This is a genomic window from Pseudomonas sp. EA_65y_Pfl1_P113 (assembly GCF_963970525.1).
In the GTDB taxonomy this organism is placed as follows: domain Bacteria; phylum Pseudomonadota; class Gammaproteobacteria; order Pseudomonadales; family Pseudomonadaceae; genus Aquipseudomonas; species Aquipseudomonas tritici.
In genome coordinates this window covers 79,600-91,373 of record NZ_CAXAQM010000015.1, presented here as the reverse complement: position 1 = coordinate 91,373, position 11,774 = coordinate 79,600, and the positions used below count along the sequence as shown (strand labels likewise).

The following is an 11,774-nucleotide window of genomic DNA, read 5'->3' as shown; positions in this document are numbered from 1 at the left end:
GCTCCCACATGGGATTTATGTCAATCCAGCTTAAGAGGACAGGTACGAAGAGCGGGTCAGGCCCAGGCGCAGCGCATCCAGGAACTGGGTACGCTCAGATGCAGAGATCTTCGCACTCGCACACTTGTCGCGGTAATGCGTCATCAACTCTTCCGGCGACAAGTGCACATACCGCAGCATGTCTTCAATAGTGTCGTGGGTCTCGATACCCGCGCTGTACACCGACCCATCTTCACGCTGGTAGATGTTCACCGAATCGGTGTCACCAAACAGATTGTGCATGTCACCAAGGATTTCCTGGTAGGCACCCACCAGGAAGATCCCCAGCAAGTAGTCCTCACCTTCTTTCAAGGCGTGAACCGGCAGGCTGGTCTCGATGCTCTGCTCGTCGACGTACTGCTTGATCTTGCCGTCGGAGTCACAGGTAAGGTCTTGCAGTACGGCACGGCGCAACGGCTCTTCGTCGAGGCGGTGCAGCGGCAGGATCGGCAATACCTGGCCGATGGCCCAGGTGTCCGGCAGGCTCTGGAATACCGAGAAGTTGCAGATGTACTTGTCGGCCAGCTTGTCGTTGAGTTCGTCCAGCACTTGGCGGTGCGAGCGCTGGCGGGCTTTCAACGAGTTATGCAGGCGACGGCACACGGCGAAGTAGCACTGCTCGGCCAGGGCTTTTTCGGCCAGGGTCAGTTTGCCGTCGGCGTACTGGGTGGCCACGTCGCTCATGTAGTGAGTGGCGCGCCAGTAGGTCTCGGTGACCATCTCGATGTCGGTCGGGCCGAGCAGGTCCACCAGCCATTGCACGGTTTCCGGCAGGCTTTCCTTGTTTTCGATGGTCGGGATTTCGTCGTTGTGTTTCTCGACGTCGGTGACCTGCACCACCAGCATGGCGTGGTGGGCGGTCAGCGAGCGGCCGCTTTCAGAGAAGATGTTCGGGTGCGGCAGGCTCTGCGCGTCGCAGAACTCCTTGAGCATGCCCACGACCACGCCGGCGTAGTCGTCCATGTCGTAGTTGATCGAGCTGGCGTTACGCGAGTGCGTACCGTCGTAGTCCACGCCCAAACCGCCGCCGACGTCGATGTGGTCCACCGGCAAGCCGAGGTTGCGCAGTTCGCCGTAGTAACGAATGGCTTCCTTGAACCCGTGCTGGTAGTCGGCCAGGTTGGCGATCTGCGAGCCCATGTGGAAGTGCAGCAGGCGAATGCCCTGGTCCAGACCCGCCGCGCGGAAGCGCTCGACCACAGACAGCAGTTGCGCCGCCGACAGACCGAACTTGGACTTCTCGCCACCGGTGTCTGCCCACTTGCTCGACGCCAGGGACGACAAGCGCACGCGCAGGCCGACCTGTGGCTTGACCTTGAGGCTGGCGGCCTCTTCGATCACCAGCTCAACTTCGGACTCTTTCTCGATCACGATGAACACGTTGTGGCCGAGCTTTTGGCCCATCAGCGCGAGGCGGATGAACTCACGGTCTTTGTAACCGTTGCAGACGATGGTGCCGCCCTTCGGCGCCAGGGCCAGTACGGCCAGCAGCTCAGGCTTGGAGCCGGCTTCCAGGCCGATGGACACGTTCTGGGTGGCGATGATGTTCTCGATCACCGCTTCCTGCTGGTTCACCTTGATCGGGTACAGCGCGGTGTACTTGCTCTGGTATTCCAGGCGCTCGATGTTCGAATCGAAGGCGCCGGTCAGCTGGCGTACACGGTCTTGCAGAATGTCGGGAAAACGCACCAGCAACGGCAGCGACAGGCCGCTTTTACGCAACGCGTCGACTTGCTCGTAGAGGTCGACGGGCGTGCTGTTCGGGCCGTTCGGACGGACTTCAACGCGACCGGCTTCATTGATCGCGAAATACCCGGCCCCCCAATGGCGGATCCCGTAAACACTGCGGCTGTCCGCAACTGTCCATTGGCTGCCATCGTCTTTGCGTGTGCGTCGTACGGACATCGAAGTCCCCTATAAATGAAGGCGAAGGCGCCACCTCTCGCGGAGGCTGGCGCAGTCTAAAGAATGAAAATGACGATTTGCCTGCGAGGGAGGTAGACCTCATTCGCAGGACAGAGTTTAGACACAGGTCGGGAAGAGGCTTTCAGCCGCCGGACTTCTTGGCCTTGTAACCGAGCTTGATCAGCTCGGCCAACAGCAATTCAACGTGATCGCCCTGGATCTCGATGACGCCCTCTTTCAACGCGCCGCCGGTGCCACAGCGCTTTTTCAGCGTGGTGGCGAGCGCCTTCAGCGCGTCTTCTGCCAGCGGCACGCCGGTGATGGTGGTCACCGTCTTGCCGCCACGGCCCTTGCTCTCGCGTCGCACGCGGGCAATACCGTCGCCTTCGGGGATCAGGGTCTGTTTGCAGGTACACGCGTCCACGGGCTGGCGACAGTCCGGGCAGTGTCGACCTGCGTCGGTGGAAAATACCAGGCCGCCCAGGGCGGCGAAGGATGCGGCTTTTTTGGCCACCGGCAATCCTCTTGGGGGCTGAAAAGTGGCGCAGTGTAACGGCAAAAAGTCCACTTGCTAAGGGCCAAATGGCGCCATTTCATGCAACTTTAGCGACGTGACACCAGATAGCGCCGCAAGCCTTCTTGAGCGTCCGGGCAGTAAGGCTTTTGTTCAGCCTCCTGCAGGACTGTTTCAATAGGTAAAAAGCGCGCTTCCATGACCTCTTCAGGCTGCAGGCGCAGCGGCCCGTCCCAGACAGCGGAGTAGGATTTGCACCAGAGTTTGCTGTCACCGTCTTCGAAGTAGAAATGATCGTGCTCAGTCAACGCCACGCCGCTGACGCCCAACTCTTCCTCTAACTCGCGGGCCGCCGATAAGGCGTACGACTCGCCCGCCGCCACCATCCCACCCGCTGCCGTGTCCCAGAAACCGGGATACATGGCTTTGCTTAGGGTTCGCCGATGCACACACAGCTCACCCTGGGAGTTAAACAGAAAGATAAAGGTGCACCGGCCGATTAGGCCGCGTTGGCGCAAATCGGACCTGACAAGGGTGCCGAGCAGGTTGTCCTGCTCGTCGACCCAGCAGATCAGTTCAGCATCGGACGCCGCACGGTGCGCGGCCTCTTTTTGAATAGCGTCCATCATCAACCCTGGTTGAGGAGCTGACGCAAGTCGATCACTGCAGCGTTTGCCCGGGAAATGTAGTTGGCCATGACGAGCGAGTGGTTCGCCAGTACCCCGAAGCCACTGCCATTAAGGATCATAGGACTCCAAACCGGTTCCTGCGAAGCTTCCAGCTCACGGATGATCTGGCGCACGCTGACGGTGGCGTTTTTCTTGGCCAGCACGTCGGCGAAGTCGACTTCGATGGCACGCAGCAGGTGGGACAGGGCCCAAGCTTGACCGCGAGCCTCGTAGAACACGTTATCGATCTGCATCCATGGGGTTTCCACCACTTCTTCATCGACCTGCGGTACTTGACCCGGCGCCAGGGCCTCGGTTTTCAGAGCGGTGTTCAATTTCACCCGACCCACACTGGCCGACAGGCGTTGCGACAGCGAACCCAAGCGGGTCGCGACGTCGCCCAGCCAGTTGTTCAGGTTGTCGGCACGGGCATAGAACAGCGCACCGCGCTGATTCGGGTCAGACAGACGTGTTTCATAACGGCTCAGAGAGTTGATGCCTTCTTGGTACTCCGACTCACTGGACGGCAGCACCCAGCTCTTATTGCCGAAGTTGAAACGCGGCTCGGCCTTGGCCAAATCGGCGTCTTCGGCCGACTGCGACTGGGAACGGGCGAAGTCCTTACGCAGAGCGCGCGTCAGGTCGCGCACCTGCACCAGCACGCCATATTCCCAACTCGGCATGTTGTCCATCCAAAGGCCAGGCGGGAAGCGGTCATTGGAAATGTAGCCACCCGGCTTGTTCAGCAAGGTGCCGGCTACGGTCTTGAGGGTTTCGACGGTCGTAAACCCTAACACCATCTGCTTGCCGTCTTTTTCGGCCGCAATCTGCGCATTTTGCTGGACCGGAAACAGCGCCGGCTCTTCGCTCCAGTACCAGCCAAGCGCGCCGGTGACCAACAGGTACAGGCAGAGGACGCTCAGCAACGCCCGGCTCAGCAGCAGCGTACGGAAGTAGCTGCGGTTGGCCGACTTGGGCTCAGGCGCAGGGCCTTTGGCGCTGCCTGCACGGTTTTTCCAGTCCAGCATGGCGATATCCTTTCAATCACTTGAGTTCATGCACTTGAATTGATGGCGTGCGTTCAAACACTCCGACCACAACCCTACCCCATCGTGCCCGCCCATGCGGGGCTTTTCGCCAAACTGGCGAACAGGGAGAGTTCGACTATAAAGGATGCACGCTTTTTCCGCTGCGCGACCACTGGGTCAGCAAATGACTATCAGGGAAGAGCAGTTTATTGACGCAAGACACTCATTCCATCGGAAAGATAGTGCTAGCATAGAGCCATTATTGGACCTCAGCGTGCCCCCTAACTAGTAGTCAGGATATGACCGAGCCAGAAGACCCCAGCCGTGAGCGTCTCAAGCAGCATTTTGCCCAGCGGGTAATTCATCAGGCACGTCAAATTCTTGAGATCTGGCAGCGCCTGCAACGCAGCGAATGGTCCAGCGCCGACCTCTGCGAACTCAGCGAAGCCAATTTGCGCCTGCTGCGCTTTGCCGAGCGCTTCGAACAACCCGAGCACGGCCAATTGGCGCGGCATATCGGCGAATCACTCAAAGCGGTGGACGACAACCGTGGCCGCCTGAGCAGCCAACTGATCACCGAACTCAACCGCTTGATGCAGCGCCTGTCGCGCACTGGACTGCGCCAGGGCGACCAGTTCGAACACACCTTCCTGCCGCCGATGCGCAAGCCAATCTACGTGATGCTGGCCGATCACGATCGCGCCGAGCGCCTGGCCAAGCAACTGGAATTCTTTGGCATGAGCGCCCAATCCCTCGACAGCGTGGCGGCATTTCGCGCGTCGATGGCCGAGCGCTTGCCTTCGGCGATTGTGATGGATGTGGATTTCTGCGGCGCAGGGCTGGGGCTCAAGCTTGCCGCCGAAGCCCAGGAAGGCCTGGAGCACAAGCTGCCGCTGCTGTTTTTCAGCCTGCACGAAACCGATACGCCGACTCGCCTGGCCGCCGTGCGCGCCGGGGGCCAGGAATTTCTTACCGGCACCCTGGAAGCCTCCAGCCTGCTGGAAAAAATCGAAGTACTGACCTGCGTCGCCCAGTACGAGCCGTATAAAGTGCTGATCATCGATGACTCGCGGGCGCAGGCACTGCACACCGAGCGGCTGCTCAACAGTGCAGGCATCGTCACCCGCACGCTGATCGAACCGATCCAGGCCATGGCCGAGCTGGCGGATTTCCAACCGGACCTGATCATCCTCGACATGTACATGCCCGCCTGTACCGGTACCGAACTGGCCAAGGTCATCCGGCACAACGACCGCTACGTCAGCGTGCCGATCATTTACCTTTCGGCCGAGGACGACCTGGACAAGCAACTGGACGCCATGAGTGAAGGCGGCGACGACTTCCTCACCAAGCCGATCAAGCCGCGCCACCTGATCACCACCGTGCGCAACCGCGCGGCACGTGCGCGCAACCTCAAGGCACGGATGGTGCGCGACAGCCTGACCGGCCTGTACAACCACACCCATATCCTGCAATTGCTCGAAGACTGCAGCTTCCGCGCGCGCCGCGAAAACAAGCCGCTGAGCTTTGCCATGCTCGATATCGACCACTTCAAGCGGGTCAATGACAGCCACGGCCACCCCATGGGCGACCGAGTGATCAAGAGCCTGGCGCTGTTTCTCAAGCAGCGACTGCGCAAGACCGACTACATCGGGCGCTACGGCGGCGAAGAATTCGCCATCGTGATGCCAGACACCGACCTGGAATCGGCCTGCAAGGTGCTGGATGAAATCCGTGAGCGCTTTGCGGAAATCCACTACCCGGCCCAGCCCGAGGATTTGTGGTGCACCTTCAGTGCAGGGCTGGTGGAACTGGGCGACGGTTCCGACAGCCTGATGATGGCCGCCCAGGCCGATGAAGCGCTGTACCGTGCCAAGAATGCCGGGCGTAACCGCGTGCAAGGGACGCACACGCCAAGGCAAAGTGCCATCTTTTCACCTGAATTCACCAATTCAGTCATAACGCTGTAATAGAAACGCAATAACTTCAGGCACTTATCTTTTGCTGTCGGTTGAAACCACGCATGCGCCTGAAGCTGCTGACCAATCTCAATACCCTTCTTCTGGTGGCCGTGTGCCTGGCGCTCGGGGCGACGCTGTGGTGGTCGCAGCGCGCTTTGGAACGGCCGTATTTATTGATGGAGCGCTACCTGGGCCTGTCGCAGGCATTTCAGAACCAGGCCGCGCGCAATATTGACGATTACATGGCCAGCGGCGACGCCCTGCGCCTGAGCAGCGCCAGCCAGAGCCTGGAAAGCCTGTTGCTGGATCTGGATCAACTGCCCGTCGACCTGGCGCAAAACGTGCGCCCCAGCCTGGTGGACCTGGATGCCTTCAGCAAGACCGACCTGCTCGCCGCCGGCAAATTAGCGGGTGACCCACAGGCCCTGCTGCTGCAAGCCGAGCGCGAACTCGGCGCGAACCTGGAGCAACTGAGCCAGTACGCCATCGGCGTCAACTCTGCAGAGGCCGCACGTTACCTGCCGCCACTGCTGGCGGCGTCCCAGCATCTGGCCAAACTGTCGCTGGCCCGCGACAAACTGGTGAGCAGCGGGCGCGCGGAACTGGCTGATGATGTGGAGCGCGAAGTCGGCAATATCCGCAGCCAGGCGGATGTGCTGGAACAACTGCCGCTGTTGGGCGTGAAGGCCAGCGCCGAATCCAGCGCGGATGATTTTTCCGCGCTGATGGGCCTGGAAAACACTGAAAAAACTGAAGCACAGGACACCGGCGTCGACCTCAAGCGCGAACTCAATAGCCTGCTGAAACGCTACCCTGCTGAACTCAAGCGCACTCGCGAACAGATCCAGCAACGCGCCGAACTGGCCGCCGCTACCCACCTGAAAATCAACGCCGTGCAGCAAGCCATCGCCGGTCTGGAGCCCGTGGTGCGCGCGCAGCACGGCAAGATCCAGGGCGAAGTGCGCCTGCTGCAAGGCGTGATGATCGGCCTGATCCTGCTGATCGCGCTGTTGATCGACACCTTGCAACGCCGCCTGGCGCGGGTGCTGACCAACTTGGCACCGGCCTTATCGACCTGGGCCGAAGGCGACTTCAGCCAGCCGATTGCCTTGGGCAAGACCAACCGCGAGCTGCACGATATCGAAGCCTCCTTGAACCGTCTGCGCGCCTACCTGGTGGACCTGGTGGGCACTATTCGCGGCAACGCCGAGGAAGTTGCCGGCAGCAGCCGCGCCCTTGCCGAACTGAGCAGCGGCCTGCATGACGGCGCCGAACGCCAAGCCGGCGATACCGCGCAGATCCGCGACTCGCTGGGGGAACTGGAAGCGACCATCCAGCAAGTCGCCGGCGATGCCAGCCAGGCCGCGGACGCCAGTCGCAGTGCCGGCCAAGCGGTAGAGCAAGGCCAACGCGTGATCGGCCTGAGCCTGACCGGGCTGCACGCCCTGGTGGGTGAAGTGCAGCAAAACGCGCAGATGATCGAAAAACTCGCCGAAGAATCCGCCACCATCGGCGGCGTGCTCACGGTGATTCGCGCGATTGCCGACCAGACCAATCTGCTGGCCCTCAACGCCGCCATCGAGGCCGCCCGTGCCGGTGAAGCCGGACGTGGTTTTGCCGTAGTCGCCGACGAAGTCCGCTCCCTAGCTCAACGCACCGCTGGCGCCACGGCGCAGATCCAGACCCTGATTGCCGGCCTGCAAAGCGCCGCCCATCAATCCGTGCAAGGCATGCGCGCCCAGGTCGAACACGCCGAAGCCACCGCCCAGCAGGCCCAGGCGGTGGACGGAGCACTGGATGAGATCGTCGGCGCGATCCAGACCATTTCCGACACCGCCGTGCGCATCGCCGATGTGACGGCGCAGCAGAGTGGGGCCGTGAGTGAGATTCGCGATAACAGCGAGCGGATTCATCAGATGGGTGAGGATAACTTGCTGCGCATTGGTCAGGGACGCCGCCAGGGCGAGCACTTGTTGGTCCTCGGTGGGCAGCTCAATACTGCGGTGCAAGCCTTCCGCGTCTAATCCGATCTCCCGCCTCACGACGATCCAAAATCATATGGAGATCAGAAATGTGTGCGGGCTTGCTCCCTCCCACATTTGATCTTCAGTGCACTCAGAACCGTATTATCAATGACCAGAACCCACTACTTGGTCACATACTTTTCGCTATCCTCGCTAATCGTGCTGCCTACTGCATAGAACTGGACAGTCACAAAGGCTTTGCGGCATAGTCGCCGGGTTCTGCCGTACTCACATCAATAACAAGGAACAGCCGATGGCGACCTTACTGGTTCTTCACGGACCCAACCTGAACCTGCTCGGCACCCGTGAACCGGGCGTCTACGGGGCAGTTACCCTGGATCAGATCAACCTCGATCTTGAGCGCAGGGCGCGTGAAGCCGGCCACCATCTGCTCTACCTGCAAAGCAATGCCGAGTACGAATTGATTGATCGCATCCATGCCGCGCGCGGCGAAGGCGTGGACTTTATCCTGATCAATCCCGCCGCTTTTACGCACACAAGCGTTGCATTACGTGACGCGCTGCTGGCGGTGAGCATCCCATTCATCGAAGTGCATTTGTCGAACGTGCACAAACGTGAACCTTTCCGCCATCACTCTTACTTCTCCGACGTAGCGGTAGGAGTGATCTGCGGCCTTGGCGCCAGCGGTTACCGACTGGCCCTGGAGGCCGCCCTGGAACAGCTTGAACAACCGGCCAAGCGCCCCTGACCGACCCTTGGGAGTTGATGATTCATGGATATCCGTAAAGTTAAGAAACTGATCGAGCTGCTGGAAGAATCCGGTATCGACGAGCTGGAAATCAAGGAAGGCGAAGAGTCCGTACGGATCAGCCGTCACAGCAAGACGCCAGCCCAACAGTTCTACGCGCCACAGATGCAAGCGCCGGCTCCGGCCGCTGCTGCTCCGGCCGCCGCACCTGCTGCCGCCGCACCTGCAGCACCCGCAGCGCCTGCGCTGAACGGTTTCGTGGTCAAGTCGCCAATGGTCGGTACTTTCTACCGCACCCCGGCACCCACTTCGCCAGCCTTCGTTGAAGTCGGCAAGACGGTGAAAGTGGGCGACACCATCTGCATCGTTGAAGCGATGAAGATGATGAACCACATCACCGCTGAGAAAGCCGGCGTCATCGAATCCATCCTGGTAGAAAACGGTCAGCCGGTTGAGTACGACCAGCCGCTGTTCACCATCGTTTGAACCGCGGAGCGCCTTCGATGTTGAAACCTGCGAAGAAACTGCAAAAAGTCCTGATCGCTAACCGCGGCGAGATCGCGCTGCGTATCCTGCGCGCCTGTAAGGAAGAGGGCATCAAGACCGTCGCTGTTTACTCGACGGCCGATACCGAATTGATGCACGTGAAACTGGCGGACGAAAGCATCTGCATCGGCCCGCCACTGGCCACGAACTCGTACCTGAAAGTCTCGAACATCATCGCGGCCGCTGAAGTGACCGGCGCTGATGGCATCCACCCGGGTTACGGCTTCCTCGCGGAAAACGCCGATTTCGCCGAACAAGTGGAAAAATCCGGCTTCGCCTTCATCGGCCCGAAAGCCGACACCATTCGCCTGATGGGTGACAAGGTCTCAGCCAAGGACGCCATGATCGCGGCCGGCGTGCCCACCGTTCCTGGCTCCGACGGCCCGCTGCCTGAAGACGAGGAAACCGCTCTGCGCATTGGTCGCGAAGTCGGTTACCCGGTAATCATCAAGGCCGCCGGTGGCGGTGGTGGTCGCGGCATGCGCGTGGTGCACAAGGAAGAAGACCTGATCGAGGCCGCCAAGCAGACGCGCTCCGAAGCGGGCGCCTGGTTCGGCAACCCAATGGTCTACCTGGAAAAGTACCTGACCAACCCACGTCACGTGGAAGTGCAGGTACTGTCCGACGGCCAGGGCCACGCCATCCACCTGGGCGACCGCGATTGCTCCCTGCAACGTCGTCACCAGAAGGTGCTGGAAGAAGCGCCGGCACCGGGTCTGGACGAGAAAGCGCGCGCGGAAGTGCTGGCTCGCTGCGTCAAGGCGTGCATCGACATCAACTACCGTGGCGCCGGTACCTTCGAGTTCCTCTACGAGAACGGTCGTTTCTACTTCATCGAGATGAACACTCGTGTGCAGGTAGAGCACCCGGTTTCGGAGATGGTCACCGGTATCGACATCGTCAAAGAGATGCTCAGCATCGCCGCTGGCAACGTGCTGTCTTTCACACAGGACGACGTGAAGATCCACGGCCACTCCCTGGAGTGCCGGATCAACGCCGAAGACCCGAAAACCTTTATGCCAAGTCCAGGCCTGGTCAAGCATTTCCATGCGCCAGGCGGCAACGGCGTTCGCGTCGATTCGCACCTGTACAGCGGCTACAAGGTTCCGTCCAACTACGACTCGCTGATCGGCAAGCTGATCACCTGGGGCGCTACCCGCGACGAGGCTATGGCCCGTATGCGTAACGCCCTGGACGAAATCGTGGTCGACGGCATCAAGACCAACATCCCGCTGCACCGGGACCTGGTTCGCGATGAAGGCTTCTGCGAGGGTGGTGTGAACATTCACTACCTGGAACACAAGCTGGCCAACCAGTAAGTGCTCCACCCAACAAAGCCGCCTTCGGGCGGTTTTGTTGTTTCTGGATCACCTGGATTTTGTGGACCCAAATTTGAACGCAGTGCAGTCAGTGGTGTCGTCTTCTGCCCGCCGCTCGCGTAAACTTGCGCCCTTTCGCAGCCCCACCCCGCTGCACACTCATTTTCTCAAAGGTGCCCGCCATGCCTTGGCTGCAAGTCCGTCTCGCCATCAGCCCAGAACAAGCCGAAACCTATGAAGACGCTTTCCTCGAAGTGGGCGCTGTCTCGGTCACCTTCATGGACGCCGAAGACCAACCGATCTTCGAACCCGAACTCAACACCACCCCGCTGTGGTCCCACACCCATTTGCTGGCCCTGTTCGAAGACGGCACCGACGCTGCCGCCGTGCTGGCCCACATGGAATTGCTCACCGGCGGCCCATTGCCGGAGCATCACAGCGAAGTGATCGAAGACCAGGACTGGGAACGCAGCTGGATGGACAACTTCCAGCCGATGCGTTTCGGCCAGCGCCTGTGGATCGTGCCAAGCTGGCACGCCGCGCCTGAGCCGGATGCCGTCAACCTGCTGCTGGACCCGGGCCTGGCGTTCGGTACCGGCACCCACCCGACCACCGCACTGTGCCTGGAATGGCTGGACGGCCAGGACCTGACCGACAGCCACGTGCTGGACTTCGGCTGCGGCTCGGGCATCCTGGCGATTGCCGCCCTGCTGCTCGGCGCAAAGGAAGCTGTGGGCACCGATATCGACGTACAGGCCCTGGAAGCCTCCCGCGATAACGCCGGACGCAACAACATTGCTGAAAGCAAATTCCCGCTCTACCTGCCAGAGCAATTGCCCCAGGTGCAGGCCGATGTGCTCGTGGCGAACATTCTCGCCGGGCCGCTGGTGTCCCTGGCGCCGCAGCTGTCCAGCCTGGTCAAGCCGGGCGGCCGCCTGGCGCTGTCGGGCATCCTCGCTGAGCAAGGCGAAGACGTCGCCGCTGCCTACGCGCGGGATTTCGAACTGGACCCCATCGCTAACCGTGATGGCTGGGTACGCATCAGTGGTCGTCGGCGCTAG

Annotated in this window: 9 protein-coding genes and 1 pseudogene; 6 read left to right on the top strand and 4 right to left on the bottom strand. The window is 60.8% G+C overall.

The genetic code is table 11. The annotated features are described in order from the left end of the window. Positions 1-30: 30 nt before the first annotated feature. From speA to AACY52_RS15710, 4 genes are all read right to left on the bottom strand, one after another. A complete protein-coding gene (gene speA, locus AACY52_RS15725) occupies positions 31-1,944 on the bottom strand; it encodes an arginine decarboxylase (protein WP_339415768.1) in 1,914 nt (637 codons plus the stop codon). 142 nt (positions 1,945-2,086) lie between these two features. Next, positions 2,087-2,458, bottom strand: a complete 372-nt coding sequence (locus AACY52_RS15720; protein WP_339415767.1) for a translation initiation factor Sui1 — start codon at positions 2,456-2,458, stop codon at positions 2,087-2,089. 89 nt (positions 2,459-2,547) lie between these two features. Further along, a complete protein-coding gene (locus tag AACY52_RS15715) occupies positions 2,548-3,084 on the bottom strand; it encodes an NUDIX domain-containing protein (protein WP_339415766.1) in 537 nt (178 codons plus the stop codon). A 2-nt stretch (positions 3,085-3,086) separates the two neighbouring features. Beyond that, positions 3,087-4,154, bottom strand: a complete 1,068-nt coding sequence (locus AACY52_RS15710; RefSeq protein WP_339415765.1) for a DUF2333 family protein — start codon at positions 4,152-4,154, stop codon at positions 3,087-3,089. A gap of 299 nt (positions 4,155-4,453) precedes the next feature. On the opposite strand from AACY52_RS15710, the gene AACY52_RS15705 reads away from it, so the two are divergent. From AACY52_RS15705 to prmA, 6 genes and pseudogenes are all read left to right on the top strand, one after another. Beyond that, entirely contained in the window at positions 4,454-6,124 is a 1,671-nt protein-coding gene (locus tag AACY52_RS15705) for a PleD family two-component system response regulator (protein WP_339415764.1), read from the top strand. A gap of 1,499 nt (positions 6,125-7,623) precedes the next feature. Continuing rightward, positions 7,624-8,139: pseudogene (locus tag AACY52_RS32265) on the top strand (methyl-accepting chemotaxis protein); the annotation flags it as partial. 253 nt (positions 8,140-8,392) lie between these two features. Further along, the gene (aroQ, locus tag AACY52_RS15695) at positions 8,393-8,848 is read left to right on the top strand and encodes a type II 3-dehydroquinate dehydratase (protein ID WP_012721999.1); all 456 of its coding nucleotides are present in this window, start codon (positions 8,393-8,395) and stop codon (positions 8,846-8,848) included. 24 nt (positions 8,849-8,872) lie between these two features. Beyond that, a complete protein-coding gene (gene accB / locus AACY52_RS15690; protein ID WP_012721998.1) occupies positions 8,873-9,334 on the top strand; it encodes an acetyl-CoA carboxylase biotin carboxyl carrier protein in 462 nt (153 codons plus the stop codon). 17 nt (positions 9,335-9,351) lie between these two features. Further along, complete coding sequence (gene accC, locus AACY52_RS15685; RefSeq protein WP_339415761.1) at positions 9,352-10,713, top strand: acetyl-CoA carboxylase biotin carboxylase subunit; 1,362 nt, start codon at positions 9,352-9,354, stop codon at positions 10,711-10,713. A gap of 182 nt (positions 10,714-10,895) precedes the next feature. Beyond that, positions 10,896-11,774, top strand: coding sequence for a 50S ribosomal protein L11 methyltransferase (gene prmA, locus AACY52_RS15680; protein WP_339415759.1), 879 nt, complete (start codon positions 10,896-10,898; stop codon positions 11,772-11,774).